Consider the following 26,928-nt stretch of genomic DNA (forward strand, 5'->3'; position numbering starts at 1 on the left):
GGCTACTCCCAGGCCGGTCCGGCGGCGGGTGCGTCCTCACGCAGGACCGTGCCCTCGATCAGTCCGTACGGCCGGTCGGCGGCGAGGAAGATCTCGCCGTCGTTGTCCAGCCCGAAGTGCGACAGGTCCACCTCGAAGTGATGCTTGTTCGGCAGCGAGAGTCGTACCTCGCAGATCTCGGGGCATTCGGCGAGCACTCGCGAGCCCATGGCGTAGAGGGTCTGCTGCAGCGACAGGCTGTAGGTGTCGGCGAACGCGGCGAGCAGGGCCCACCGAGCCGTTTCATGAGACTTGTCCCAATAGGTGGGGAAGTCCGCGTGCCGCCACGACGCCGCGACCTCCGTGGCGAGGATGCGGTCGCGGGTCTCGGTCAGTGTCGTGTACTTGTCCTTGGCGAAGCCCCAGAACTCCGAGTTCGTGGTGTTCATGACGACGAGGCCGCGCAGCCCGGAGACGACCCGCTCCCCCGATCCGTCAACGTGCGCCACACAGGTGCGGGTCTCCCGCCCGGCCCTGGCGAAGGAGTGCCCATTCGAACCGTTGCGCTCCCAGGTGTACTCCTCGATCGCGACCCGGGCATGACGGACGGCCGACTGGGTGCCGACGAAGTGCCGGGCCAGCAGCAGCGCGAAGTCCTCGATCGCGCCGATGCCGTGTTTCTTGGCGAACGCATAGACCGTGTTCTTCTGTGTGTCGGTGGGCAGCACGGCCGAGTTGTCCCCGCTCAGGTGGACCTCGGTCATGTCACCGGACAGCGTCGCGCTGACGTTGAGGTCCTTCACTCGGTGGGCGTCCCCGTGCCGGGTGACCTGCACCACTCTCGTCTCTGCCTTGCCGTACCTGTTGGGTCCCAGGACGACCACGATCAACTCCCCCGGTAGGTCGAATAGGCGAACGGGCTCAGCAGCAGCGGCACGTGGCAGTGCTCGCCGGCGTCCCGGATGGTGAACACGACGCTCACCTCGGGGAAGAACGCGCCCTCCCCCAGGTAGGAGCCGGTGTCGAAGACGAGCCGGTAGGTCCCCGGGCGCGGATCCTCATCGGCCAGCCATTCCCGGCCGAGCGGCGACCAGGCGCTGATCCGGCCATCGCCGTCGGTACGGCCCTCGGCCACCGGGACGAAACCATGCGCCGCGCGACGCGAGAGCCGTACGAACACGTCCTTGGCGGGCCGCCCGGCGGCGGTGTCCAGCACATGGGTCGACAGGCTCATCGCACCTCCTGCCACAGCTTGGCCAGCCTGAGGTCGACGATCTTGCCCAGCTCCTCGCGGACCACCGCGCGCTCGGCCTCGGCGTCGTTGGCGAGCCGCGCCCGCAGCAGGCCGAGCATCTCCTCGGCGCTCCGCCCGGTCGCGCAGACCAGATAGACGTGGCCGAACCGGCTCTCGTAGGCGGCGTTGCCCTCGCGCAGCGCGTCGAGCACCTTCCGGCCGGCGTCCGCCGTACCCGCCTGCTCACCTCGCGACCAGGCGGCCTCCCGGTCATCGCCGGCGGCCCGCTCGCCGATCCGGGGGTGCGCGGCGAGCGCCTCGAGCACGTCGGGCCAGCTCAGCGCGGCCATCGCCACCTCGCCCGCCCGCCGCAGTCCGTCGAGATCCCGGTACGGCCACCGCTCGGCGACCGCCGAAACCCAGGTGGCGGACGCGCAGCAGGAGCGGAGCTCCTCCCGGCTGACTTCTCGCATGCTTGCAGTACACAGCGGCCCGACGGCCCGGTCCAGCAGCGCGAAGTCCCAACCCGCCGCCTCCGCCACCGCGGCCGTTTGTAGGTTGTGACAAAGCGCCGGTCGCGACCAGGCAGAGTTCCCTGGAAGTCATCTGAAAGCCGGCCGGACCACCAGTCGGGGCGTCACTATCTCGGAGGTCGCAATGACTCCTTCCAATCTCATCGGCGGCCATGTCTTCGTCGCCGGCGGCCTGGCCACCGGCGGCCTGCGCCACGCCTCGAAAATCGGCGCCGAGATGATCCAGGTGTTCGTCAGCAACCCGCGCGGCTGGGCGCTCAGCGCGGGCGACCCCGCCGAGGACGCCAAGCTGCGCGAGTCCGGGATGCCGGCGTTCGTGCACGCCAACTACCTGGTCAACTTCGGCTCGCCGACCGAGGCCACGCTGGAGAGCTCGGTGACCGTCATCCGCCACACACTGCGCAGGGCCGCCGCGATCGGCGCACTCGGCGTGGTCGTGCATACGGGGTCGGCCGTCAACCAGTCCCGGGAGGAGGCGATGCGCCAGGTGCGCGAGCACCTGCTGCCACTGCTGGACGAGATCCCCGACGACGGCCCCGACCTGCTGCTGGAGCCGATGGCCGGGCAGGGCCGGATGCTCTGCGCGACCGTCCAGGACCTGGGGCCCTACCTGGAAGCGCTGGACTTCCATCCGAAGGCGGGGGTGTGCCTGGACACCTGCCACGCATTCGCCGCCGGTCACGATCTGGCCGCCCCCGACGGCGTACGGCTCACGCTGGACGCGCTGCACGAGGTCGCCCCCGGCCGGCTCAAGCTGATCCACGCCAACGATTCCAAGGACGCCTGCGGATCGAAGCGGGACCGGCACGAGAACATCGGCGCCGGCCATATCGGGGCGCGGCCGTTCGCCGACCTGATGCGCCACCCGGTCGCGGCCGGCGTGCCCCTCTGCGTGGAGACGCCCGGTAAGGAAGAGAAGCTACGGGAGGACATCGAACTGCTCAAGAAGCTGCGCTGAACGGCGGCTGAACGGCGGCTGACCGGCCTCCGACCGCAGGAGATCGCGGCGCGATCCGGCGCCCCCGTGTGGCCGGATCGCGTCCGCGTACTCCCCACCACGCCGGACCGGGCCCTTCCCCCCCGAGTCGAGCCCGGCCCTGTGACCTTGAGGTCAGATCTCGCTCACCTTGTCGGCCACGCGGCGTGTCTTGCAACGCTCGAAAGACTACGAGGAGTAATGAGGCCGCCGGGAGGCCCTTCAGACGAGCGGTCTCCAGTTCGCGCCATACGGCCCCGGCGATCGCGACGAGCGGACCATCCCGAGCGACGAGCGGTCCCGGAGAACCCGGTAGCGCGCCACGAAGATCAACGGAACTGGCCGACGAGCAACTCCCGGACCTGCCGGGTGTGCCTCCTGCTCACCGGCAGCACCTCTTCCCCCACCTGGAGGACCATCCGCCCGGCGTCGAACCGCATCTCGATCACGTGCCTGGCGTTCACCAGGGTGCTGCGGTGTGCCCGGATGAAGCCCGAGCCGCCCCAGCGCCGCTCCAACGCCGCCAGAGACATCCGTACCAGGTAGTTGGCGTCGGCCGTGTGCAGGCGCACGTAGTCGCCCTGCGCCTCCGCGTAGCACACGTCCTGCTGCGCCACGAACTTCGTGCGCCCGCCCAGCTCCACGGGGATGACGTCGTCCGGGTCCGTCTCCCCCTCACCGGCCGCGACCGCCGCCGCCAGTCGCCGTACGGCCTCTGCCAGGCGTTCCGGGCGCACCGGCTTGAGCAGATAGTCGACGGCCTCCAGCTCGAACGCCTGGACGGCGCAGTCATGGGCGCTCACGAAGACCAGCCTCGGCGGCATGGGGAAGCCACCGATGAGCCTGGCCAGATCGAGACCGTCGAGGCCAGGCATGCGGATGTCCAGGAACACCCCGTCCAGCCGTTCCCCCGCGGCGATCATCTGGACCATGTCCTGGAGGGCCGTCCCGCTGTCCGACGCCGTCTTCACCTGCTCCACGCGGGGGTCCCGGCGGAGGAGATAGGCGAGCTCGGACAGCGCGGGGACCTCGTCGTCTACCGCAAGGACGCGTAACATGGCCACCACCGTGCCTGTAACCGACTGGTTACGCAAGTGATACCTGAAGCTAGACCAGCGTGGGCCGCGGGCGGGTCTTGGGGATGCGGATCTGGATCTTCGTTCCCGCGCCGGGTGCGGTGTCGACGACGAGGCCGTAATCGTGGCCGTAGATGCGGCGCATCCGCAGGTCGACGTTGCTCAGCCCGATCCCCTTCGGCTCCTCCCCGAGGATGGCGCGCACGTGCTCGGGGTCCATGCCGACCCCGTCGTCCTCGATCGAGATGTGCGCCTCGGCTCCGGCGTCCCTGATGACCACCCGGACCTCACCGGGCATGCCGTGCTTGATCGCGTTCTCGACCAGCGGCTGCAGGCACAGGAAGGGCACCGGGACGCGCAACACCTCGGGGGCCACCTGCACAGTGAAGCGCAGCCGGTCGCCGAATCTCGCCTGTTCCAGCACCAGATAGCGGTCCATGCAGCTCAGCTCGTCGGCGAGCGTGGTGAAGTCCCGGGTGCGGCGCAGGGCGTAACGGGTGAAGTCGGCGAAGTCCAGCAGCAGTTCGCGGGCCCGCTCCGGCTCCGTCCGGACGAACGACGCGATCGTGGTCAGCGAGTTGTAGACGAAATGCGGCGAGATCTGCGCGCTCAGCGCCCGCGTCTCGGCCTCGAGCGTCCGCCGCCGGGACGAGTCGAGCTCGGCCAGTTCGAGCTGCCCGGAGACCCAGCGGCCCACCTCGGTCGCCGTACGCACAAGCGAGGGACCGGCCTCCGCGTCGTAGGCCACGAGGGTGCCGATCATCCGCCCCGCCACGATCAGCGGCACCACCACCCCCTCCCCCGCGACCCCTTCCCCCGCGCCCATCTGGGGCCGGCCGGCCCGCGCCGCGGCCCGGGCCTCGGCGAGGATCGCCTCATCCCCCGGCGCGCCCTCACCGTCCCGGGCGAGGACCCGGTCGAGGGACGTGATCGCCATCGCGGACGTGCCGAGCAGGGCACGCAGGTGCCGTACGGCTCGGCGCGCAGAATCGCGGTTCAGGCCCGCCCGCAGCGAGGGCGCGGCCAGCCCGGCGATGTGCAGGGCGAGATGGGCCGCCTCGCCCGCCTCCCCGGCCAGGCCGTCGCGGCCGGCCCGCCGTCGGCCCAGGCCGTACCCCGCGAGGGCGGACATCCCGCAGAGCGGCAGCCACAAGGCTGTGAGACACAGGGCTGTTGACACGCGGGCCAAAATAGCGGCTGGCAGAGCTCAGGGTGGGCCGTCGCCCGGGTCCTCCTGATATGAGTAGCGCTGCTCCTGCCACGGGTCGCCGATGTTGTGGTAGCCGCGATCCTCCCAGAAGCCGCGCCGGTCCTCCAGGAGGTACTCGATGGCGCGCACCCACTTCACGCTCTTCCAGGCGTACAGATGGGGGACGACGAGACGGACCGGATAGCCGCGCTCGGGCGTGAGCCGCTGCTCGTCGAGCTCGGTGGCGAACAATGTGCTCGGCCGGTCGAAGTCACCGAATCTCAGGTTCGCGCTGTAGCCGTACTCGGCCCAGATCATGACGTGGCGCACGCCGGGGTCGGGCGGGACCCGCTCCAGGAGCGCGGCCGCCGGGATCCCGCCCCACTCGTTCCCCATGATCGAGAACTTGGTGACGCAGTGGAAGTCGGCCATCACGGTCGTGTGGGGCAGCCGGGAGAACTCCTCCCAGGTGAACTTGTGGTCATCCCCCGACGCCGTGGCGCCGAAGACCTGGAACCGCCAGGTCTGGGGGCGGAACGCCGGCACCCTGCCGTAGTGGAGGATCGGCCGCCCCCTCGGGATGTACTGGCCCGGGGGCAGGCGGGTCTCCACTTCACGTATCTCCGGTTCACGTATCTCCGGGTCACGGATCTCCGGTTCGGGAATCTCCGGCACGCAGCCATCCTGCCACCAGGCTTCTGACCGGTTCCCACCGGTCCCCTCCGCCGGGCCCCTCCTGTTCGGACACGAGGCATGCGATATATTTCGACCATGCGCACCGCTTCTGCGTTTTTCGTGTTTTGGTATGGCGACGGACCCGTGGGGACCGCTCGCCCGCAAGCGCTGCGCTGACAGCCAGGCGAACGAAGGCCCCGGGTCCGGATGGACCCGGGGCCTTCTGTTTGTTACGGAAATACCCGCCAGAAGTCCGCTCAGAAGAAGGAGTGATCATGGTCATCGTCATGGCCCCCGAGGCCACGCAGGACGACGTCGAGGCGATCGTCGAGCTCGTCGCCACGGCCGGGGGTGAGGCCTTCGCCAGCCGGGGCGTGAGCCGTACGATCATCGGGCTGATCGGCGACGTCGACCAGTTCACGGCGCTGAACCTGCGCGGCATGCGCGGCGTGGCCGACGTGGTGCGCGTGTCCGCACCGTACAAGCTGGTGAGCCGCGGCAACCATCCCGAGCGGTCGACGGTGACCGTGCGCGGGGTGCCGATCGGGCCGGACACGGTGACGCTGATCGCCGGGCCGTGCGCGGTGGAGACCCCGCAGCAGACGCTGGAGGCGGCCCAGATGGCCAAGGCCGCCGGCGCGACGCTGCTGCGCGGGGGGGCCTACAAGCCGCGCACCTCGCCGTACGCCTTCCAGGGCCTGGGCGAGGCGGGCCTGCGCATCCTCGCCGACGTCCGGGAGGAGACCGGGCTGCCGATCGTCACCGAGGTGGTGGACGCCCACGACGTGGCGCTTGTGGCGTCGTACGCCGACATGCTGCAGGTCGGCACCCGCAACGCGCAGAACTTCGCGCTGCTGCAGGCCGTGGGCGCGGCCGGCAGGCCGGTGATGCTCAAGCGGGGTATGACGGCGACCATCGAGGAGTGGCTGATGGCGGCCGAGTACATCGCCCAGCGCGGCAACCTCGACATCGTGCTGTGCGAGCGGGGCATCCGGACCTACGAGACCGCGACCCGCAACACCCTCGACATCTCGGCCGTACCCGTGGTGCAGCGGCTGTCGCACCTGCCGGTGATCGTGGACCCGTCGCACTCGGGCGGCCGCCGCGACCTCGTGCTGCCGCTGACCCGGGCCGCGATCGCGATCGGGGCCGACGGCCTGATCATCGACGTGCACCCCAACCCCGAGCAGGCGCTGTGCGACGGCCCCCAGGCCCTGGTCGACGGCGACCTGGCCGAACTCGCCACCGTCATGCGCGACTTCCCGGCGCTGGTGAACCGCACCCTCACCGTTTCTCCAGCGATGTCTCCGGCGATGTCCACCGCCGCGACCCCGGTGTAGCGGCGTCTACTGCTGGAAGTCGTCCAGCTTGTACGGGCGGATCGAGTCGGCGAGCTGCACGGCGAGTTCTTCGGCGTCCAGACGCCGCTCGATCTGCTTGAGATCCTCGATCTTGGCGCGGGTCTCGGCCGAGCGGGGGGCGAGCAACGTGCAGCAGTCCTCGTCGGGCAGTTCGGAGATCTGCAGCGTCCCGATCCGCCGCGCCTCCGCCATGATCTCGGTCTTGTCGAGGCCGATGAGCGGGCGCATGATCGGCAGGTCGACCGCGTTGTCCTGGGCCGTGATGTTGGTGAGCGTCTGCGAGGAGACCTGGCCGAGCGAGTCGCCCGTGATGAGCGCCTCGGCGCGGATGCGGTGCGCCACCTCCTCGGCGGTCTTCAGCATCAGCCGCCGCTGCGCGATCACCGCGAGGCGGTCCTGCCCCGACGCCTTGATCGACTGCTGGGCCTTGCCGAACGGCACCACCCACAGGCGCGACTTCCCCTGGAACCTGTCCAGGTTGCGGACCAGCGCGTACGCCTTGTAGATCGACTCGGAGGTGGTGAACGGGATGCCGGAGAAATGCAGGAAGTCCACCCGCAGACCCCGGCGCATCATCCGGTAGGCCGCGACCGGTGAGTCGATGCCGCCGGACAGCAGCGCCAGTGCCCGCCCGCTGGAGCCGACCGGCAGACCGCCCTGCCCGGGCAGGCCCCCGGTGAACAGGAACGCCTCGTCCTTGTCCACCTCGATGTGCACGGTCAGCTCGGGACGACTCAGGTCCACTGGCAGGCCATAGGTGTCGTTGATCGTGCCGCCGACGAGACGGTCGAGTTCGTTGGACCGCAGCGGGAAGCGCTTGTCCCTGCGCCGCGACCGTACGGCGAAGCGCGCGTTCCTGGCCACCTCGTCGGAGTCCTTGATCAGCTCGATGGCCGCCTTGGTGATGGCCTCGGGGTCCTTGGCAATCCGCCGGGCGAGATGGACCAGCACGATGCCGGGCACGTCGGACACGCGCTTGGCCACGGCCTCGGCGACCTCGTCAGCGGTCCCCTCGGGAAGGAAGAGCGCGATCACGCCGTGCCGCTGCCGGACCTCGACGCGGTAGTCCTTGAGCGCGCCCTTGATGTTCGACCGCAGCCGCATCTCGAAGAGCTCGCGGTTCCTGCCCTTCAGGACCACTTCGCCCAGCTTGAGCAGCACGCATGGCTCGCCCAGGGCCGATCCGGCCGTCACTGACATTCCGTTACCTACCTCCGGCAGAGCACAACGCGGGAGCCCACTACTTTAGTCCGCCACACACCGAACAGCGCCGCCGAACAGCGCCGCCGAACAAGACCGAGTAGAGACGCGTACGGCTCCCGCTGATGGTGGCGGGAGCCGTACGATCACGGAGCCGTACGATCAGTCGGCGCGATCAGCCGAAGAAGACCTCGGCCTCCTCGTAGCGGGACACCGGCACGGTCTTCAGCTCGGCGGTGGCGGCTTCGAGGCTCACCCGGACGATGTCCGTACCGTGCAGGGCGACCATCTTGCCGAAGTCGCCCCCGTGGACCGCGTCGATCGCACCGAGCCCGAAGCGGGTGGCGAGCACGCGGTCGTAGGCGGTCGGCGTGCCGCCGCGCTGGATGTGGCCGAGGACCGTCGTCCTGGCCTCCTTGCCGGTGCGCTTCTCGATCTCCTTGGCGAGCATCTCGCCGATTCCGCCGAGTCGTACGTGACCGAACGCGTCGAGCTCGCCGCCCTGCAGCGTCATCTGCCCCTCGAGCGGGTGCGCGCCCTCCGCGACCACGATTATCGGGGCGTACCGCGTCTTGAACCGGGACTCGACGTAGGCGCAGACCCTTTCGATGTCGAACGGCTTCTCCGGGATGAGAATGACGTTCGCCCCGGCGGCCATGCCGGCGTGCAGCGCGATCCAGCCGGCGTGGCGGCCCATGACCTCGCAGATCAGGGCGCGGTGGTGGGACTCGGCCGTGGTGTGGAGGCGGTCGATGGCCTCCATCGCGATGTTCACGGCGGTGTCGAAGCCGAAGGTGTAATCGGTGGCGTTGAGGTCGTTGTCGATCGTCTTGGGCACGCCGACGACCTTGACGTCGCGGTCGAAGAGCTGCTTGGCGACGCCCAGAGTGTCCTCGCCGCCGATCGCGATCAGCGCGTCGACGCCGGCCGCGGCCAGGTTCTCCTTGATCCGGTCGACGCCGCCGTCGATCTTGATCGGGTTCGTGCGCGAGGAACCGAGGATGGTCCCGCCGCGCGGCAGGATCCCCCGGACGGCCTGGACGTCGAGCGGCATGGTGTCGCCCTCGAGGGGGCCACGCCAGCCGGCCCGGAATCCGACGAACTCGTGCCCGTAAACGCCGATGCCCTTGCGGACCACGGCGCGGATCACCGCGTTCAGCCCGGGGCAGTCGCCGCCTCCGGTAAGGACTCCAATGCGCATGACGGGTTCCTCCATAAGGGAATACACGGCCAGACTGGTTCGGTACGCCGTGTCGACGCACCGCATTCTGCCCCAGCCTACCGACATTGGTATAGACCAAAGCGAGGTTACGTGACAGAACTCACCACGGCCAGCACCCCTACCCAGCCGACTCCCAATCACTCAGTGTCCCACGGTGGGGGACGGGAGATGGGCGTGCTGGCCATCGACGCCGGCACGACCGGGGTCACCGCCCTTGTCGTGACCGGGGACGGGCGGATCGACGGCCGGGGGCATGAGGAGTTCGCCCAGCACTTCCCGCATCCCGGCTGGGTCGAGCACGTGCCCGAGGAGATCTGGCAGGCCACGCTCGCGGCCTGCCGTACCGCCCTGGATGCCGCGTCCACCCGGCCGTGCTGCGTGGGGATCGCCAACCAGCGGGAGACGGCGGTGCTGTGGGACCGCACCACGCTGGCCGCTCCGCGCCGCGCCGTCGTCTGGCAGGACCGGCGCACGACCGCCATCTGCGAACGCATGCGCGAGCACGAGCCGCGCGTGTCGGAGCTCACCGGCCTCCGCCTCGATCCCTACTTCACCGGCACCAAGCTGACCTGGCTGGCGGAGAACGACCCACGCGCCTGGGACGGCACGGCGACAGGAGATGTGGCCGTCGGCACGGTCGACTCCTACCTGATCGCCCGGCTGACCGGCGGCACCCGGCACGTCACCGATCCGTCCAACGCCGCCAGGACGCTGCTGTACGACATCGTGGCCGGCGACTGGTCTGCGGAGCTGTGCGACCTGTTCGGCGTGCCGCCGGCCGCGCTGCCGCGGATCGTGCCCAACTACGGCGAGATCGGACGGACCTCACCGGAGGCGTTCCTCGGGCTCGACCTGCCGATCACCGGCGTGGCCGGCGACCAGCAGGCGGCGCTGTTCGGCCAGACCTGTTTCTCCCCCGGCGACGTCAAGTGCACGTACGGCACAGGCTCGTTCATCCTGGTCAACACCGGCGGGCGGATCGTACGGTCGGACGCCGGGCTGCTGACCACCGTCGCCTGGCAGTCGCCGTCAGGGGAGATGACGTACGCCCTGGAGGGGTCGATCTTCGTCACCGGAGCCGCGATCCAGTGGCTGCGCGACGGACTGGGACTGATCGAGGCCGCCGGCGACTCGGAGTTCGCCGCGGCGAGCGTGCCCGACTCCGGCGGCGTCGTGTTCGTGCCGGCCCTGACCGGGCTCGGCGCGCCGTACTGGGATCCCGGCGCCCGCGGGACCATCCTCGGCATCACCCGCGGCACCCGCGCCGCCCACCTGGTGCGGGCCACCCTCGACGCGATCGCCTTCGAGGTGCGCGACATCGTCGAGGCCATCCGGGAGATGGGTGTCGAGACCGCGGTGCTGAAGGCCGACGGCGGCGCGAGCGCCAACGACCTGCTCATGCGTCTGCAGGCCGACCAACTGGGCACGCCGGTCGAGCGGCCGGTCATCCAGGAGACGACGGCACTCGGCGCGGCGTTCCTGGCCGGGCTGGGCGCGGGCGTCTGGTCCTCCCCCGAGGAGTTGCGCGAGACCTGGCGGCTCGACCGCCGCTTCGAACCCGCTCCCGACGACGGCAGGGCCTACGCCCGGTGGAAGCGGGCGGTCGAGCGGACCCGCGGCTGGGCGGCGGAGGAACATTGACAGTGTCATGATGACAGTGTCATCGTGGAGCCATGGACGAGACGTGGACGATCGGCGAGCTGGCGCGGCGGGCGGCGGCCCTGCTCGCCCCATCGCGGCCACCCGTCGATGGCACACGCGCCGACGGCATGGCCACCGGCGGTGGCGACGGCGGTGTCAACGGCCGCGTCCGCGAGGTGCCCAACGAACGGCTCATCCGGTGGTACGCGACGATCGGGCTGCTCGACCCGCCACTCGCCCGCCGGGGCAGGGTCGCCATCTATGGGCGACGCCACCTGCTGCAACTCGTCGCGGTGAAACGCCGTCAGGCCGACGGCCTGTCCATCGCGGCCATCCAGGCGGAGCTCGCCGGGGCGACCGACGCCATGCTCCAGCGGATCGCCGGTCTCCCCGCCGATCCGCCGGTCGAGGCCGCGCCCGCCTCCCGTGACCGCTTCTGGGTCCGGGACACCGCTGCCACCGCTGCCACCGCTGCCACCGCCGCCACCGCCGCGCACGCGATGGCGGCACCGGCGCCGGCACCTGAGACGGAACCGGCGGCCGGAGCCGGCTCACCGGACGGCGTCGTCTTCGGCGTACGGCTCACACCCGGGGTGACGGTGATGCTCGACGGGGCCGGCCGTACCCCCACCCCGGACGAGGCCGCCGCCATCCGCCTGGCGGCCGGTCCGCTGCTGGCCGCCCTCACCGAACTCGGTCTCACCCGCGAAGGGAAGAAATCGCCATGACCGTTCCCATCACGCATCTTCGGCCGGAGGAGTGCCGTCCGGCGCAGGACGCCGGGCTCGGGGCCCTGGAGACCGAACGCGGCAACCTGCCGCTCGAAAGCGTCGACGTCACGGCCCGCGTGACCGGGCTGGTCGCCGGGGTCGAGGTGACGCAGACGTTCCGCAACCCGTTCGACGTCTCGCTCGAGGCGACGTACGTCTTCCCGCTGCCGCCGAGGGCGGCGGTCACCGCGTTCCGCATGGAGGCCGACGACCGGGTGATCGAGGGCCTGCTCAAGGAGCGCGCGCAGGCGCGGGCCGACTACGACCGCGCCCTCGCCGAGGGCAGGCGTGCCGCGATCGCCGAGGAGGACCGGCCCGACGTCTTCACCATCCGCGTCGGCAACCTCTCGCCCGCGGAGCGGGTCACCGTACGGCTCACGCTGAGCCAGCCGCTGCCGTACGAAGACGGCGCCGCCGAGTTCCGCTTCCCGCTGGTCGTGGCCCCGCGCTACGTTCCCGGGGTCCCGCTGGACGGGCCACCTGCCGGTTCCGGCGTGATCCCGGACACCGACGCGGCGCCCGACGCGTCCCGGATCTCCCCGCCGGTGCTGCTCCCCGGGTTCCCCAATCCGGTACGGCTGTCGCTCACGGCGACGGTGGATCCTGCCGGGCTGGGCCTGCGGGAGATCCGCTCCAGCCTGCACGAGGTCGTCCGTGAGGGCGACACGATCAGCCTTCGGCCCGGCGAGCGGCTGGACCGCGACTTCATCCTGCGCCTGGCGTTCGACGCATCCACCTCACTCGCCCTGGTGCCCGACGACGCCGACGACGGCGACGATGACGGGGAGGGCACGTTCACGCTGACCGTGGTGCCGCCGGCGGACGCCTCGGCCGCGGGCATGCCTCGCGACGTGGTACTGCTCCTCGACCGGTCGGGCAGCATGATGGGCTGGAAGATGGTGGCGGCCCGGCGGGCGGCGGCCAGGATCGTCGACACGCTGACCATGCGGGACCGCTTCGCCGTGCTGGCGTTCGACAGCGTGGTCGAGCGTGCCTTTCCCGGCGGGCTGGTGGACGGCTCCGACCGCAACCGGTACCGCGCGGTGGAGCATCTGGCCCGGCTGGAGGCGCGTGGCGGCACCGAGATGCTCTCGCCCATCGAGGAGGCGCTCGGCCTGCTCAGCGCCGCTGCCGGTGAGCGGGCCGGTGAGCGGGATCGCGTGCTCGTCCTGGTGACCGACGGCCAGGTGGGCAACGAGGACCAGATCCTGGAGCGAGCTGTGGGGAGGCTCGGCGGGGTCCGCGTGCACACCGTCGGCATCGACCGGGCGGTGAACGCCGGTTTCCTCGGCAGGCTCGCCCTGCTCGGCACCGGCCGCTGCGAACTGGTCGAGTCGGAGGACCGGCTCGACGAGGCGATGGAGCACATCCACCGCAGGATCGGCGCGCCACTGGTCACGGACATCGCGGTGCGTCCCGAACCGCCGAACCCTGGGGGATTCGACCTCGTCCCGGGCACCGTCACGGACATCTGCTCGCTCTTTCCCGGCGTGCCCCTCACCGTCTCCGGCCGCTATCGGGGACGGCCGTCCGGGACGATGACCGTACGGGGCCTCACGGCGGACGGCGAGCCGTGGGAGCGGCGGGTGACCGGTCACCATGCCGACAGCCCGGCGGCACGGGCGGTGTGGGCCCGGGCGCACCTGCGGGAACTGGAGGACCGGTACGCCGCCGGCGATCACTCACTGGAGGATCGGATCGTGACGACGTCACTGCGGTTCGGCGTGCTGTGCCGCTTCACCGCGTTCGTCGCGGTCGACTCGCGGGTGACCGCCGACGGCCGCCCGGAGCACCACGTGATCCAGCCGGTGGAGCCACCGTCCGGCTGGGAGATGCCCATGGGCGCGCCGATGGCGCTGGGAGCGGTCAGGTTGATGGCTGCCAGCACTCCCATGACGGCCCCGATGACAGGCCCGATGTCAGGCCCGATGTCAGGCCCAATGTCAGGCCCAATGGACGCCGAGGCCGCGATCGCCTTCGCTCCGCCGCCTCCCGCCGGCTCCGTCCGCCGGCCCAGTCGTGGGTCCTCGGTAGCCCCTGGGCACGAGGCCCCACACTCGCCCGAAACCGAACTCGACACCGAACTCGACACCGATCTCGACGTCGTTCTCGTCACCAATCTCGACGCCGTCCGGCCGCTGCTGGCCGAGGAACTGGCCCGGCTCCGCGCGGTGGAGACGACGCTGCCCGAGCGGGAGTTCCGGCGCTACCTGGCCGATCTGGGCAGCCGCCTGCGGGTGATCGCCCACATGGCCGGCGCCCACGCCGAGCTGTCCGCCCTCGCCGAGGATCTCGAGAGGGCGGAGCGGCCCGGCACCCGGCCGGACGACCTGCTGCGGCGGGTGATCGACATGCTGACCGCGCTCACGAGCGCCTCCGGTTCCCGGGCCTTCTGGAAGCGTTCCTGACGCGACTCACTCCTCGCAACTGCCGTGTCCGTGTAGGTCGATCATGCGCGCCGGTGTTTCCTATTGTGGGAGGGGCCGATGTAGGTGAAGGCCCAGCGGTCGGGGCCGATCTGGCGGCGTATGTAGCGGTCGGGGTGCCGGTAGCGGTCCCGGTTGTGATGTTGGCAGGTGGGGCCGAGTTTGGCGAGGTCGGTGCGGCCGCCGTCGCTCCAGTTGTCCACATGATCGACCTGGCACATGCTCGCCGGGAGGGGACAGCCGTCCACCATGCAGGTGGCGTAACGAGCCAGGACGGCGCGACGCTGGGCGGGGGTGGCCAGCCGGACTTTGCGGCCCATGTCCAGGACCTGCCCTTGGGCGTTCATGATCAGGCGGATGAGAGAGGATGTGCGGGCCAGGCGGTGGACGTCGGTGATCGGCAGCAGGTGCCCGGTGGACAGCAGCAGCCCGGGCAGGGTCCGCAGCACGACCTGCCATGGCCAGTCCCCGACCTCGAAGGGCGTGCCCCCGCGGTCCATGCGTTCGCGGTTCATGCGTTCGCGGTCCGTGGGTCCGGGATCATAGGCTCGATCGGTCCCGTCCATGTCGTCGCCTCCATCGGAGACGTCTGGGCTGCCGATCATGTCGGCGCTGCCGCTCCCGCCGCGAGCGCCCCTCCTGGGATCGTCTCTGCCGGGTCTGTCCCTGTCAGGTGTGTCCCTGCGGTGATCACATCCGACGGGGGCGTCCCTGCTGGGATCGTCCAGTCCGTGATCGCCGGGAGCGCCTATGGCCGGATCGGTCTGCGTCGGGGGGCTCTGCTCGTCAGGGTCTCCTCGACCGACGGTGGCAGGGCCGGTGATGGGATTCGCCCGGGTCGGGCCGACACCGGTGGTGCCTGCGGCGTCGCCGCCGTCACCGGCCTGGGTGCCGATCCCCGTGCCGCTGCCGCTCCCCGACTCGTCGCCATTCCCGGTCCCGGTGCCGGTCCCGGTGCCGGTCCCAGTGCCGGTCCCAGTGCCGGTATCCCCTGCTATCAGGCCGTCGGGCGCGAAGCCTCCCGGCACGAGATCTCCGGTGTCACGCTCCCGGCAGGCGAGGCCCTCAGGTGCGAGATCACGAGTTCCGTTGTCTTCAGAGCCGCTGCCTTCAGAGCCGCTGTCTTCGGTCCTGTTGTCGTCAGATCTGCGGCTGTCGCGTTGGCCGTCGACGCCGCTGTCGCCGAGTGGGGCATTATCGGCGGCGGGGGCACCGAGGTCACCGGACACTTGATCAGCAGGCATGCGATCATCAGCTACGCGGTCTACGGATGCGGGATCCTCAGTTGTGGTGCTGTCGGCTGTGGTGGCGCCGTCGGGCAGGAGATCGCCGACTACGTGGTGCATCACCGTGTCGTCTGTGGGCGCGTGATCGCCGGGGGTGGGATCGCCGGAGACGGGGTCGTCGGGCAGGGACTCGGCGTTGACAACCACCAGCAACTCGGCGGTGATCTGCTGCTCCAGCAGCGCGATCAACGCGTCGGCGTTACGCACCCGAAGCGGCCGATCATCACCCTTGGCCCTGGGCTTGGCATAGGCGTCCAGTAGCGCCCGCAGCCGGGCGGCGGCCTCCCGCGGCAGACGGAACTCCCCCTCCACCCCACCCGTACCGGTCTCCCGCAACAGCAGAAACCGCGCGTCGTAGTCGGCGTTCGCGTCCTTGATCTCCCCATCGGGATCCAACACCGCCCGCAGATACCGCCCCGCCTTGGCGATCTCCTCCGACCCGGCCGAATCGGCCAACTCCAGCAGAATCCGCTCGGCCTTGACCGCGTCCTCGTCGCTCAACCCCGCGGTGACCGCGCAGATCGCCGACACTGCCCCCTCCGTCAAGCCCCCCGCGGCATAGCGCCGCCGGACCTCCGGCAACCGGTCCAGCTCGCCGCCGAGGGCCACGATCCGGTTCGCCGCCCGGCGACTCATCCCACACACCGACCGCAGCCAGGTCCTGGTGGAGACATGCCCATGCTCACGAGCGGCTCCAGCGGCATGCACCCGCGCGACCCGGGCCGCGACCGCCGCCTCCAACCGATCCCGCGCGAACGCCAACTCCTCCATCTGAGCCAGACACTGCTGCGGCGAGTCCGGCACCGCAATCAACGCCAACGCCAACGCACTTTCCCGGACCTGACTCACCAACGGCCACGACGCCCCCGCACCACCGTCCCCATCCTGCTGACCATCCTGGGCCTGGGCGCCATCTGCGGGCTGGGCGGCTTCATCATCGGCGCGCCCGGCCCCGTGGTCAGTCCCGAGGCCGGCAGCGGAACCATCCACGGTGCCGTCGACCATGCCGGCGTCGCGCTCACCCGGACACACACCGTTCAAGGTCACACCGTTCGTGAATGCCGCGTCTGAAAGTGCGGCGTTCGGCGGTACGGCGTCCGGGGACATAACAGGGACGGCGGCAAGCCAGTCGGGCCAATCGGCCCACGATGCAGCGTCCGCCGAACCGCTACTCGCAGCACGCGCCTGCGCCTCGGCTTCCACAGCCACCCACCACTGCGGCCCCAGTAAGGGTTCGGCATGGGAACGTGGCACATCCGGGCCGAACGGTTCCTCGTCGAATCCTTCCCTGGGTTTCGTCTCCCACGCCGCCGGCATCGGCCCCTCCCCTCTGCCATATTGTTTCGAACATCTGTCGCAATTCTTTCACAGGAAACTCGAAAATGACAACAGTCCCGCCCAAGAAATTCAAAGAAATTACGAGAAGTAAATTGGTATTTGTGCACTATCTACGTGATGTCACATGAACAGCATTCACCCCACTTTGGGCGTAGACGCGCGGCTGTGGCCGCATGCGGAGGCTGTCCCTGACGAGACTCACCGCCTGTGCGGCAGGACATGGACGTCAGCGGGGATGCTGTGGTCGTCCGCCGGGTTCGGGTAGGCGCATGACGTCGGACGGCGGAGTGGGGACGGGACGCCGCGGCTCCCGTACTCCTCCGGTGTCGGGCCGGTCGTCCCGCCCTCCGGCGGGAACGGGCAACCGGCGGCGTAGCACTCGCTTGACGAGCCCTTTAATACCCATATATCTCGAACGCATAGGGTTGCGGGGTGAGTTCCATCGTCCCGGGCAGTCCTGTTGTGCTGGATGGGGGCCTGGCCACCCGGCTGGAGGCGCTCGGCTGCGACCTCGATGACGAACTGTGGTCGGCGAAACTACTGGTCGAAGAGCCCGATGTGATCCGCCGGGCGCACCTCGACTATTTCCGGGCGGGTGCGGACGTGGCGACCACGGCGAGCTACCAGGCGAGCATCCCCGGCTTCGTCCGGCGTGGCCTCACTCCGCGCGAGGCACGCGACCTGATCCGCCTGTCGGTCACGCTCGCCGTCCAGGCCAGGGACAAGCACGGTGCCGGGTTGGTGGCCGCGAGCGTGGGACCGTACGGCGCGTTCCTCGCCGATGGCGCCGAGTACACCGGCGACTACGACCTCGACGAGGACGGCCTGGCCGAGTGGCATCGTGAGCGCTTCGAGATCCTCGCCACGGCCGGGGCCGACCTGCTCGCCTGCGAGACGATCCCGTCGCTCACCGAGGCGCGGGCGCTCGCGCGCCTGCTGTGCGAGACGCCCGGGGTGCGGGCGTGGGTGAGCTTCTCCTGCCGGGACGGGCGGCACATCAGCGACGGGACGCCGTTCACCGAGTGCGCCGCCGTCTTCGCCGGCCTGCCGCAGGTCGTCGCCGTGGGCGTGAACTGCACGACACCCCGCTTCATCCCCGACCTGATCGCCGAGGGCGCGACGATCGTCTACCCCAACTCCGGCGAAACCTGGGACGCGGCGCGGCGCCGCTGGCTCGGCCTCACCGATCCGGTCGAGTACGGCGAGGCCGCGGCGGGGTGGCATGCGCTCGGCGCCACCCACGTCGGCGGCTGCTGCCGTACCACCCCCGAGCACATCCGCCGCATCCGCGAACGCCTCCGGAGCCGCTAGCCGACGGCGACGGGCTCCTCGGCTCGGGTGGCGAGCGGGATCTCCTTGAGGAACAGCGCCACGAGCAGCGCGGCGGCGACGAACGGCAGGCTGGCGAGGAACACGTCGTCGATGGCCTCGGTGAAGGCGACCAGCACGTGCTCCTTCACTGGCGACGGGAGATGCTGGATGGCGGCGACGTTGTTGGCGTCGATCCCACCGGCCGGTGCCCGCCCGCCGAACTGCTCGGCCAGATAGTGGGTGAGCCGGCTGGTGAGCACGGCGCCCATGACGGCGGTGCCGATCGCGGCTCCCATCGAGCGGAAGAACGTGGCCGAGCTGGTCGCGGTGCCCATGTCCGACCGGTCCACCGCGTTCTGGATGGCCGTGACGACCGTCTGCATGGTGAACCCGAGCCCTGCGCCGAAGAGGTACGCGTAGATCGCGACCCGCCAGTACGGGGTGTCCACCTCGATGGTCGACAGCAGCCACAGCGCGATCAGGAGCACGGCGGCGCCGATGATGGGGAACCTCTTGTAGCGGCCGGTCCGGGTCATGAGGTTCCCCGAGGTGATCGAGGTGGAGAAGATGCCGAACACCGCGGGCAGCAGCGCCAGCCCCGACATGGTCGGCGACATGCCCTGGACCGCCTGGAGATATACCGGCAGGAAGATCATGCCGCCGAACATCGCGAGCCCGCCCAGGAAGTTGAAGGCGTTGCCGACACTGAAGATCGAGTTGCGGAAGAGCCGCATCGGCAGGATCGGCTCGGCCGCCCGGAGCTCGACGAGCACGAACAGGGCCGCCAGCGACACGAATCCGGCGAGTAGCGCGAGGGCTCCTGGAGCGGTCCAGCCGAGCTCGCCGCCGGCCCAGTCGAGGTAGAGCAGGAAGCACGACACCCCGGCCACGATCACCGCGGCGCCCAGGTAGTCGACCTTGTGTGCCCGCCGCACTGTGGGGATCTTCAGCGCGACCGAGGTCACGATCAGGGAGACCACGCCGATCGGGATGTTGATCCAGAAGATCCAGCGCCAGCCTGGGCCGTCGGTGAAGAAACCGCCGAGCAGCGGCCCCGCGACGCTGGACACGCCGAACACCGCGCCGAAATATCCCTGGTAGCGGCCGCGCTCACGGGGCGGGATCACGTCGCCGATGATGCTGAACGCCAGAGCCATGAGACCGCCGCCGCCCAGGCCCTGGAGCGCGCGGAACGCGATGAGCTGTCCGATGTTCTGGCTCAGCCCGGCCAGCGCGGAGCCGACGAGGAAGATCCCGATGGCGGTCTGGAAGATCATCCGCCTGCCGTACAGGTCGGAGATCTTGCCCCAGAGTGGGGTGGACGCCGTGGAGGTGAGCAGGTAGGCCGTCACCACCCATGACAGCTTGTCGAGGCCGCCGAGTTCGCTGACGATGCGCGGCAGGGCGGTGCCGACGATGCTCTGGTCGAGCGCGGCCAGCAACATTCCCGCCGCCACTCCGGACAGCACGACAAGGATCTGACGGTGGGGCAGATATTCCGAGACTGTCTCGCGGTCTACACGAACGCTCACGCAGGCTCCCTCCTCACCCGAATGCTCACGCAGGCTCCCTCCTCACCCGGGTGTTCCCGGGACAGGCGACGGACAGAGCCACGCTACCTTCCCGGTTCGGCTGTATCAGGAGGTTCGGCTTTATCAGGAGGATTTACGGGCGGCCCGGGCCATCTCGACTTTCGCGCTGGCGGCGTACTTGTCGACGTACTCCTGGCCGGACAGCTCCATCAGCGCATACATGATCTCGTCGGTGACCGCGCGCAGGACGAGGCGGTCGCCCTCCATGCCGTAGTAGCGGGAGAAGTCGAGCGGCTTGCCGTACCGGACGCCCGGGCGGATGCCGAATCGGGGGAACAGCCGGCCGGGCGGCATCATCTCGAACGTGTTGACCATGGCCCAGGGGATCACCGGCGCACGGGACTCCAGCGCGAGCCGCGCGACACCGGTCTTGCCCTTGTAGAGCCGCCCGTCCGGAGAACGGGTGCCCTCCGGGTAAATGCCGAGCACCTGGTTCTCCCCAAGGACGCGCAGGCCGGTGCGGAGCGCGGCCTCGCTGGCCTTGCCGCCGGAGCGGTCGATCGGCACCGTGCCGACGCCGGAGAAGAAGGCCCGGCTGATCAGCCCCTTGAGTCCGCGGCCGGTGAAGTACTCGGCCTTACCCAAGGAGATCACCTTGCGCGGCAGGAACACGGCCCCGAAGAAGTGATCCGCGAACGACAGGTGGTTGCCGGCCAGGATCACCGGTCCTTCCTTCGGCACGTTCTCCACCCCCTCCGCCCACGGGCGGAAGACGAAATGGAGAATCGGCCAGAGGATGGCCTTGACCACCCAGTAGAACACGCGGGCACCCCCCTCGGGTAAGACGTGAAGTCATCTTCGCACGCCCCGCCCACTCGCACTAACGATGCCTTACGTGGGACTATCGGGCGGTACACCCCACAGGATCGCTCCGGTGACAGGGAGGCTCACCCCCATGCCAGTGCTGCCCGGCGCCGAGCCGTACCACCACGAGGGGGGCGATGTCGGAGTTCTGCTGTGTCACGGATTCACCGGGTCGCCGCAGTCGATGCGCCCATGGGCCGAGCACCTCGCGGCGGCCGGGCTGACCGTGTCGCTCCCCCGGCTGCCCGGCCACGGCACGACATGGCAGGAGATGAGCCGGACGCGGTGGGAGGACTGGTACGCGGAGGTGGACAAGGCGTTCGCCGACCTGCGCGGCCGGTGCGCCGAGGCGTTCGTGATGGGCCTGTCCATGGGCGGCAGCCTGGCGCTGCGCCTGGCGGAGGTGCACCGCGACGCGGTCCAGGGAGTCGTGGTGGTCAACCCGTCCGTGGTCGGCGACACGCCGCTGCTGCGGCTGGCGCCTGTCGTGAAATGGGTCGTGCCCTCGATCCCCGGCGTGGCCGGCGACATCAAGAAGGCCGGCGTGGCCGAGCTCGGCTACACACGCACTCCGGTGCGCGCGGCGGCGACGCTCCCCCGGCTGTGGAAGCTCGTCCGGGCCGACATCCACAAGATCACCCAGCCGGTTCTGGTGTTCCACAGCCGCGACGACCATGTCGTAAAACCGGCGAGCACCGCGTTCCTCCGCGCCAGGATGGGGCAGAACCTGGAGATCAGGGAGTTGACCGACAGTTATCACGTCGCGACGCTCGACAACGACGCACCAATGATCTTCGAGGGCAGCCTCGACTTCATCCGCTCGCACGCCTCTGTACCCTTGACGAAGGACTTGTGAACCGGGACCGAAGTGACGCCGCAGAGTGACGAGGACGAGGTCTGGCGTCAGATCGTCGCCTCATTCAATGAGACAGCCGAGGACGCCTCGGCCACGCAGCCATGGCCTGATCGGGAGAACGTCGCCGACGACGACAGCGAAACGCAGAGCGTGGACGCCTCAGACGCCGGAAAGGCACCGGGAAAGGCGCCCTCGGAGGACGAGGATCACTACATCCCGCCGCCGCCACCGCCGCTCCCGCCCGCTGACCTCGTCAGCAGGCTCTCGTGGGTCGCGCTCTTCGGTGGCCCGGCCTACCTCTTACTCGCCGCGATGCTCGGCTGGTCGATGGACGGCTGGGTCGTCTTCGCCGCCGTGGCCGCCTTCATCGGGGGCTTCGTGACCCTGGTCGTCCGCATGGGCGACGGTCCCCCGACCGACTCCGGGTGGGACGACGGCGCGGTCGTGTGACCTGCCCGTCCGGTCTGGTCCGGGTGGCCTGATGGCGGGCCGAACCGTTCGACGAGGTCGGTGTAGTGGCCCTTCGCGTCGAGCACGTGCCCGACGGCCACCGTGAGACCGGTGACGTGCGCGACCGCCTGCAGCCGCACCGTCCGTTCGCCCACGTCACCCTTCTGGGGCGGGGCCTGGCCGCGGATGACCGTCCACCTGGAACCGCTGCGGCGCAGCAGAAAGCCCTCGGCCGGGTGCGCCGGGTCGTAGCCGGCCGCCCAGAACGTCCCGTCCCCGTCACCGGTCACGCCGTACAACTCCGCCTGGCCGGGCAGCGTCTTACCCCGGGACCGCGCCTTGCCGTCGGAGCGGGGGCGCTCGCGGGACCATTCCTTGCCGTCCCACCTGAGCACGAGCGGCGCGATCGTGTCGTCGTCGCCCTCGTAGACCCCGCCTACGGCGATCGCGCGTTTGCGGCTCTGGGCGTAGACGTCCCGCAGAAATCCGCCCTTGATCTCCGGCAGGTCCACCGGCTTCCACCGGCCGCCGGACAGCCGCATCATCAGCGGCCGGCTGCCGGAGTCGCCGACCGCCCATCCGTCGGACTTCCCCGCCAGGGCCACGCCGTACATGATGCCGTCAGGCCCACTCCTGGTGGTCCAGCCCTTGCCCGCACCGCCGCTCACCGCCATGAAGGCCCTGCCGCCCCGGCTGCCGACCGTCACTACCCTGCCGAGGGAGGCGGCCACGGCACCGAGCCAGTCACCCACGCGGAACTGCGGCACGTCGACCCGGTCGAACCCGCCCGGCGATCCCTTCGCCACGTACGGCAGGCCGTCGTGTCCGTCTCCCACCACCCAGATCTCACTCGGCGAAACGGCGGCGACCGACCGCAGATGCCCGGCCCCGGTGGCGTCCCCGCGGATGGCCACGTCGGTCCAGGAGACACCGTTCCAGTGCGTGATCACACCGCGGTTGCGCCAGGTGTCCCACACGTTCTGCTGGCCCACGGCCCAGATGTCCTTGGCCGACAGGCCCGCGACATCCGACAGCGAGGCGTCCCCGGCGAACCTGCCGGTGGAGGCGCCCTGGGCGACCTCGTCCGGCTGGACATGTGTGTGCGCGTGCGCCACCGGTGTGGCGCGTAGGAGATGTCCGGCCAGCAGGCCGGCGAACAGCACGCACCGCGGCACCGCACACCGTTTCCGACGGCGGGTCATCTCACAGATCGTACGTGGACCGGTGCACGGCCGCGACCTGACCGGGCCGCCCGGGGCCCGTCACAGGGGGCGCAGATCGGCGACGACCGGGCGGTGATCGCTGGCGGCGCGCAGGTCGCCGGGTGGAACGTCCGGGCAACCGCACGAGACCACCGACAGCCCGGCGCCGGCGAAGACCGCGTCGATCCGCCTGCCGGGGGCGCGGGCCGGGAATGTCGCGCCGTCGCCGCCCTCACCGATGAAGCAGTCCGCGTAGCGGCCGGTGAGGTAACGCCAGGCCGGATCACCGGGCTGCTCGTTGATGTCCCCGGCCAGCACCGGTAGCGCCCCGAACCGGCGGGCGGTCCGCTCCAGGATCGGCACGATCTGGGTCGCGTGGCGCAGCCGGGCCCCCGCGACCAGGTCGAGGTGCGCCGAACACACGGCGTACCGCGTGCGCTCTTTCTCCACGACCGCGACGGCGACCGCCCGCCACTCCAGCCCCGCGAACCAGCGCAGCCGCCGGCCGCTCCCGTGCAGGAGCCGTACGGTCGGGCCCACGAACACCGCGACCCCGCCGACGCGCCCGCCCGCCGCGACCGACATCCCGGCGTCGCGGGCGAGTTCGCGGCGCCGACGCCGCCAGCGCAGAAGGCGGGGGGCTTCCTGGAGACACAGCACGTCGGGCCGGAACGCCCTGATCACCCTGACCAGGGCGGCCCGATCATCCCGCAGGGATCGGATGTTGTACGTGGCGACTCGCAACACGCGGATGCTCGCGTGCTCAGCGGCGCCGGGCGAGGTCCGCCGCCCCGACCACCCCGGCGGACGGGCCCAGCTCGGCGACCCTGATCTCGGCCGGCGGACGGTGGCCGCGGCCGGTGAGCCGCTCGGCGAAACCGGCGCGGACGTTGTCCAGGAACAGGTCGGCCGCGCCGGAGACGCCGCCCCCTATGACGAAACGGCCGGGGTCGAGCACGGCGGCCATGTCGGCGAGGCCCTGGGCGAGCCATCCGGCCAGCCCGTCGAACGCCGCCTGGGCGGCCGGGTCGCCGCGGCGGGCCGCCTCGGTCACGTGCTCGCCCTGGATGCCGTCCGCCGACCCGCCGGCGAGTTCGAGCAGATGCGGCGCCGACGACGGGTCGGCCTCGGCGGCCCACCTGGCGTCGGCCAGCAGCGCGGTCCCGCTGGCGTACCTCTCCCAGCAGCCGAGGTTGCCGCAGCCGCAGGGGCGGCCACCGGGCACCACCTGGGTGTGGCCGAACTCGGCGCCCATCCCCCACCTGCCGCGGTAGAGCTCGCCGGCCAGCACGATGCCGCCGCCGATGCCGGTGCCGATCGTCACGCACACCACGTGGCTCTCTCCCCGGCCGGCCCCGAAGCGGTACTCGCCCCACGCCATGGCGTTGGCATCGTTCTCGACCACCACGGGCAGGCCCACGAGCTCGCCGACCTTCTTGCGCAGCGGCTCCTCCCGCCAGGCGAGGTTGGGCGCGAAGCGGATGACCGACCTGGTCTCGTCCACGAATCCCGCGGCCCCCACCCCGACGGCCGCCACCACGTGCCGCGAGGCGAGCTCGGACACCGCGTCGGCGATGGTCAGGGCGACCTTCTCGGCGCTGCCGGCCGGCGTGTGCCGCAGGGTCCGATCGAGGATGTCGCCATCCTCGTCGACGACTCCGGAGGCGATCTTGGTGCCGCCGACGTCCACGCCGATGGTCAGCGCCATGCCGCGGTTCCTCTCTGATCTTCTCTAACCGAGGTCGATGTGCTCCACCCGCCTGTCGTCCGGACGGGAGTCATCCGGCTGCGAACGCTGCAGGGACTCGACCATCTGCCGGAACGCCGTGACCAGCTCGCCGCCGGCCGCCATCAGGTGACCGGTGAAGTCGCCGCCCACGCCGTGCTCCCGGCTGTGGTCGCGCTGGGCGGCGATCACTCGACAAATAGGGCAGGCGCGGCAAATGTACTCCTCGTCGTGATTCTCGGCGACCGCCTCGCTCCAGACGTCGTCGGTACGGCTGCCGCCGCCGGAGCCGAAGGCCGCACCGAACCCGCTCATACCGCCCTTCACCAACCCCTTGCCGAGCTCGCGGCCCACCCGCTGCTGGACGGCGTCGAACAGCTTCAGCGCCTCCTCGGCCGCCGAGCCGAGCGGGTTGGTCTTGCGGGTTTCGTCATTGATATCCGTCATCTCGCCCCTCCTGCCTCGAACCGTACCCGGAGGACGCCGCCGCGGAGTGCCGCCGAGGCGATCTTTCTCCGGGACAGGGCCGCCGGAAGCGTGATGACGCGGCGGTAGGAACCGGCCGTGATGATCAGGTCGTAGCCCTTGCGGGCCAGATCGACGTCGTCCCGGTCGGCGAGTGGCAGCGCCAGGGCGAGTTCGTCGGCCGTCATCCGCATCGGGGGCGCGATGCGGGGACGGGCGAAGGGGTCGTCGCCACCGTACAGTTCCTCGCCGAGCCGGGCGAGCGCCACCGGGCCGACCGGCTCGGCGGGAAGGTAGGGCGCGATCCGGACGGGCAGCGGAGCGAACGACTCGTGCACGACGTCGAGTTGCCGTGCCTGTGCCTGCGCCCACGTCCGCCGCCACTCGTCGGCGCCGTCGGCGGGGAAGACCCGATTGGCGATCACGCCGTCCACCCGGTAGCCGTACAGGCTGAGCGAGGTGAACGTGCGGCGGGCCTCGGCGACGACGACGGCCTCGGGGGTCAGCACGAGCCGCACCGAGGCGTCCTCGCCGGTGAGCAGTTCACGGACCTCGAGCAACCCCCGGTGCAGCCGCTCTCCGGCGGAGATCACCTCCCCTTCGGGGGCGCTGACCCGCGCGACCCGCCGGATGACCGGCGACACCACCCCGAGCAGCCGCCTGCCGAGCGGGAGCAGACGGTTGACATGCCAGTCGAGCGCCTCCGGCAGGGCGAGCAGGCGCAGCGTCTCGGCGGTGGGGGCGCAGTCCACCACGAGCACGTCCCACCCGCCGGAGCGGGCCTGCTCGCGCAACTCCAGGAGCGCGATGACCTCCTCGGCCCCCGGCAGCACGGTGAGCTCCTCGGAGGTGATCTCGTCGAGGCCCAGCTCCCCCAGCACCCTGCCCGCGTAGTCGCGCAGTTCACCCCAGTGCCGCTCGAGCGACTTCTGAGTGTCGACCTGCTGGAGGTAGAGCCCGGGGGCCGCCTCGACCGGCTCGGGCTCTCCGGAGGCGGGCGCGGCGAGCGCGTCGGCGAGCGAGTGCGCCGTGTCCGTGGAGACGACCAGCGCCTTCAGCCCTCGCCGGGCGGCGAGCATGGCGGTGGCGGCGGCCGCCGTGGTCTTGCCGACTCCGCCCTTGCCTGTGAAGAGGAGGACCCTCATCGGCCCTCGACGCGGCGCCTGAGCCCCTTGAGCGCGGTGTCGATGATGACCTTCTCGGCTCTGCGCTTGATCATGCCGATCATGGGGACCTTCAGGTCCACCGCGAGCTCGTAGATCACCTCGATGCCGTCGCCGGACGTGTCGGCCAGCCGGTAGCCGCCTGTCAGGGCGGAGACCATCCGCCCGCCCTCGGCGATGCGCCAGCTCACCCCCGCGTCGCCGTCCCAGTCATAGGCCAGGACGTACTCGTCGCTGATGACGCCCGCGTCGAGGACGAACCGGACCCGGGAGGCCCGGCCGTCGTCTCCCGTCTCCAAAATCTCCGCCGACTTCACCTGGCCCGCCCACTCCGGGTAGGCGGCGAAGTCCGCGATCACCGCCATCACGGACGACCGGGCGGCGCCGATCGTGATGCTCGAGGAGGTGCGATCAGCCATGCGCCAACCGTACTTCACGATCCATGCTGAACTG

General features: G+C 70.5%; 25 protein-coding genes. 8 read left to right on the forward strand and 17 right to left on the reverse strand.

The window, feature by feature from the left end; genetic code table 11:
* Positions 1-2 precede the first annotated feature (2 nt).
* The 3 genes from pucL to uraD are packed head-to-tail and all read right to left on the reverse strand — an operon-like array spanning position 3 to position 1,755.
* Entirely contained in the window at positions 3-866 is an 864-nt protein-coding gene (gene pucL / locus ACFHYQ_RS01955; RefSeq protein ID WP_394299635.1) for a factor-independent urate hydroxylase, read from the reverse strand.
* Entirely contained in the window at positions 866-1,213 is a 348-nt protein-coding gene (gene uraH, locus ACFHYQ_RS01960; protein ID WP_394299297.1) for a hydroxyisourate hydrolase, read from the reverse strand. Before uraH ends, pucL begins: the two co-directional genes overlap by 1 nt.
* Complete coding sequence (gene uraD, locus ACFHYQ_RS01965; RefSeq protein WP_394299298.1) at positions 1,210-1,755, reverse strand: 2-oxo-4-hydroxy-4-carboxy-5-ureidoimidazoline decarboxylase; 546 nt, start codon at positions 1,753-1,755, stop codon at positions 1,210-1,212. Before uraD ends, uraH begins: the two co-directional genes overlap by 4 nt.
* 115 nt (positions 1,756-1,870) lie before the next feature.
* On the opposite strand from uraD, the gene ACFHYQ_RS01970 reads away from it, so the two are divergent.
* Complete coding sequence (locus ACFHYQ_RS01970; RefSeq protein WP_394299299.1) at positions 1,871-2,704, forward strand: deoxyribonuclease IV; 834 nt, start codon at positions 1,871-1,873, stop codon at positions 2,702-2,704.
* Positions 2,705-3,051: 347 nt separating this feature from the next.
* On the opposite strand, the gene ACFHYQ_RS01975 is transcribed toward ACFHYQ_RS01970, so the two are convergent.
* Genes ACFHYQ_RS01975 through ACFHYQ_RS01985 form a run of 3 tightly spaced genes read right to left on the reverse strand, consistent with a single transcriptional unit; the run spans position 3,052 to position 5,653 of the window.
* Positions 3,052-3,780, reverse strand: a complete 729-nt coding sequence (locus tag ACFHYQ_RS01975) for a LytR/AlgR family response regulator transcription factor (RefSeq protein ID WP_394299300.1) — start codon at positions 3,778-3,780, stop codon at positions 3,052-3,054.
* Positions 3,781-3,829: 49 nt separating this feature from the next.
* Positions 3,830-4,978, reverse strand: a complete 1,149-nt coding sequence (locus ACFHYQ_RS01980) for a sensor histidine kinase (protein WP_394299301.1) — start codon at positions 4,976-4,978, stop codon at positions 3,830-3,832.
* Positions 4,979-5,005: 27 nt separating this feature from the next.
* The gene (locus ACFHYQ_RS01985; protein ID WP_394299636.1) at positions 5,006-5,653 is read right to left on the reverse strand and encodes a molybdopterin-dependent oxidoreductase; all 648 of its coding nucleotides are present in this window, start codon (positions 5,651-5,653) and stop codon (positions 5,006-5,008) included.
* A 284-nt stretch (positions 5,654-5,937) separates the two neighbouring features.
* On the opposite strand from ACFHYQ_RS01985, the gene aroF reads away from it, so the two are divergent.
* Positions 5,938-7,002, forward strand: coding sequence for a 3-deoxy-7-phosphoheptulonate synthase (gene aroF / locus ACFHYQ_RS01990; protein WP_394299302.1), 1,065 nt, complete (start codon positions 5,938-5,940; stop codon positions 7,000-7,002).
* Positions 7,003-7,008: 6 nt separating this feature from the next.
* On the opposite strand, the gene thiI is transcribed toward aroF, so the two are convergent.
* The gene (gene thiI / locus ACFHYQ_RS01995; RefSeq protein ID WP_394299303.1) at positions 7,009-8,223 is read right to left on the reverse strand and encodes a tRNA uracil 4-sulfurtransferase ThiI; all 1,215 of its coding nucleotides are present in this window, start codon (positions 8,221-8,223) and stop codon (positions 7,009-7,011) included.
* 175 nt (positions 8,224-8,398) lie between these two features.
* Positions 8,399-9,424 carry a 6-phosphofructokinase gene (locus ACFHYQ_RS02000; protein WP_204010252.1) on the reverse strand — a complete coding sequence of 342 codons (1,026 nt, stop codon included), beginning with the start codon at positions 9,422-9,424 and terminating at the stop codon, positions 8,399-8,401.
* Positions 9,425-9,613: 189 nt separating this feature from the next.
* On the opposite strand from ACFHYQ_RS02000, the gene ACFHYQ_RS02005 reads away from it, so the two are divergent.
* From ACFHYQ_RS02005 to ACFHYQ_RS02015, 3 genes are read left to right on the forward strand one after another with little or no spacing between them, the layout of a single operon-like run.
* On the forward strand, positions 9,614-11,086 hold the full coding sequence (locus tag ACFHYQ_RS02005; protein ID WP_394299637.1) for an FGGY family carbohydrate kinase: 1,473 nt from the start codon (positions 9,614-9,616) through the stop codon (positions 11,084-11,086).
* A gap of 32 nt (positions 11,087-11,118) precedes the next feature.
* Entirely contained in the window at positions 11,119-11,814 is a 696-nt protein-coding gene (locus tag ACFHYQ_RS02010) for a MerR family transcriptional regulator (protein WP_394299304.1), read from the forward strand.
* Positions 11,811-14,264, forward strand: coding sequence for a VIT domain-containing protein (locus ACFHYQ_RS02015; protein WP_394299305.1), 2,454 nt, complete (start codon positions 11,811-11,813; stop codon positions 14,262-14,264). Before ACFHYQ_RS02010 ends, ACFHYQ_RS02015 begins: the two co-directional genes overlap by 4 nt.
* Before the next feature lie 41 nt (positions 14,265-14,305).
* Here the strand turns inward: ACFHYQ_RS02015 and ACFHYQ_RS02020 are convergent, their stop codons facing one another.
* Positions 14,306-16,339, reverse strand: a complete 2,034-nt coding sequence (locus tag ACFHYQ_RS02020; RefSeq protein ID WP_394299638.1) for an HNH endonuclease signature motif containing protein — start codon at positions 16,337-16,339, stop codon at positions 14,306-14,308.
* On the opposite strand from ACFHYQ_RS02020, the gene ACFHYQ_RS02025 reads away from it, so the two are divergent.
* Entirely contained in the window at positions 16,247-16,639 is a 393-nt protein-coding gene (locus tag ACFHYQ_RS02025; RefSeq protein WP_394299667.1) for a hypothetical protein, read from the forward strand. The genes ACFHYQ_RS02020 and ACFHYQ_RS02025 overlap by 93 nt on opposite strands.
* A gap of 699 nt (positions 16,640-17,338) precedes the next feature.
* Positions 17,339-18,217, forward strand: a complete 879-nt coding sequence (gene mmuM, locus ACFHYQ_RS02030; RefSeq protein WP_394299306.1) for a homocysteine S-methyltransferase — start codon at positions 17,339-17,341, stop codon at positions 18,215-18,217.
* On the opposite strand, the gene ACFHYQ_RS02035 is transcribed toward mmuM, so the two are convergent.
* Complete coding sequence (locus ACFHYQ_RS02035; RefSeq protein WP_394299307.1) at positions 18,214-19,749, reverse strand: MDR family MFS transporter; 1,536 nt, start codon at positions 19,747-19,749, stop codon at positions 18,214-18,216. The two genes, mmuM and ACFHYQ_RS02035, sit on opposite strands and share 4 nt — an antisense overlap.
* Positions 19,750-19,872: 123 nt before the next feature.
* Positions 19,873-20,571 carry a lysophospholipid acyltransferase family protein gene (locus ACFHYQ_RS02040; RefSeq protein WP_394299308.1) on the reverse strand — a complete coding sequence of 233 codons (699 nt, stop codon included), beginning with the start codon at positions 20,569-20,571 and terminating at the stop codon, positions 19,873-19,875.
* A 133-nt stretch (positions 20,572-20,704) separates the two neighbouring features.
* Between ACFHYQ_RS02040 and ACFHYQ_RS02045 the strand changes: the two genes are divergently transcribed.
* Positions 20,705-21,469, forward strand: coding sequence for an alpha/beta hydrolase (locus ACFHYQ_RS02045; protein ID WP_394299309.1), 765 nt, complete (start codon positions 20,705-20,707; stop codon positions 21,467-21,469).
* A 293-nt stretch (positions 21,470-21,762) separates the two neighbouring features.
* On the opposite strand, the gene ACFHYQ_RS02050 is transcribed toward ACFHYQ_RS02045, so the two are convergent.
* Genes ACFHYQ_RS02050 through ACFHYQ_RS02075 form a run of 6 tightly spaced genes read right to left on the reverse strand, consistent with a single transcriptional unit; the run spans position 21,763 to position 26,894 of the window.
* Complete coding sequence (locus ACFHYQ_RS02050; RefSeq protein ID WP_394299310.1) at positions 21,763-23,121, reverse strand: hypothetical protein; 1,359 nt, start codon at positions 23,119-23,121, stop codon at positions 21,763-21,765.
* 60 nt (positions 23,122-23,181) lie between these two features.
* A complete protein-coding gene (locus ACFHYQ_RS02055; RefSeq protein WP_394299311.1) occupies positions 23,182-23,868 on the reverse strand; it encodes an endonuclease/exonuclease/phosphatase family protein in 687 nt (228 codons plus the stop codon).
* Between the two features lie 16 nt (positions 23,869-23,884).
* Positions 23,885-24,829 (reverse strand): ROK family glucokinase, encoded by a 945-nt coding sequence (locus tag ACFHYQ_RS02060; protein WP_394299312.1) that lies wholly within the window; start codon positions 24,827-24,829, stop codon positions 23,885-23,887.
* 24 nt (positions 24,830-24,853) lie between these two features.
* On the reverse strand, positions 24,854-25,294 hold the full coding sequence (locus ACFHYQ_RS02065) for a hypothetical protein (protein WP_394299313.1): 441 nt from the start codon (positions 25,292-25,294) through the stop codon (positions 24,854-24,856).
* Positions 25,291-26,457, reverse strand: coding sequence for an ArsA family ATPase (locus ACFHYQ_RS02070; RefSeq protein ID WP_394299314.1), 1,167 nt, complete (start codon positions 26,455-26,457; stop codon positions 25,291-25,293). Before ACFHYQ_RS02070 ends, ACFHYQ_RS02065 begins: the two co-directional genes overlap by 4 nt.
* A complete protein-coding gene (locus tag ACFHYQ_RS02075) occupies positions 26,454-26,894 on the reverse strand; it encodes an SRPBCC family protein (RefSeq protein ID WP_394299315.1) in 441 nt (146 codons plus the stop codon). Before ACFHYQ_RS02075 ends, ACFHYQ_RS02070 begins: the two co-directional genes overlap by 4 nt.
* Between the last annotated feature and the right edge of the window lie 34 nt (positions 26,895-26,928).

Origin of the sequence: Sphaerimonospora cavernae (assembly GCF_042435035.1) — a bacterium.
Taxonomy (GTDB): domain Bacteria; phylum Actinomycetota; class Actinomycetes; order Streptosporangiales; family Streptosporangiaceae; genus Sphaerimonospora; species Sphaerimonospora cavernae.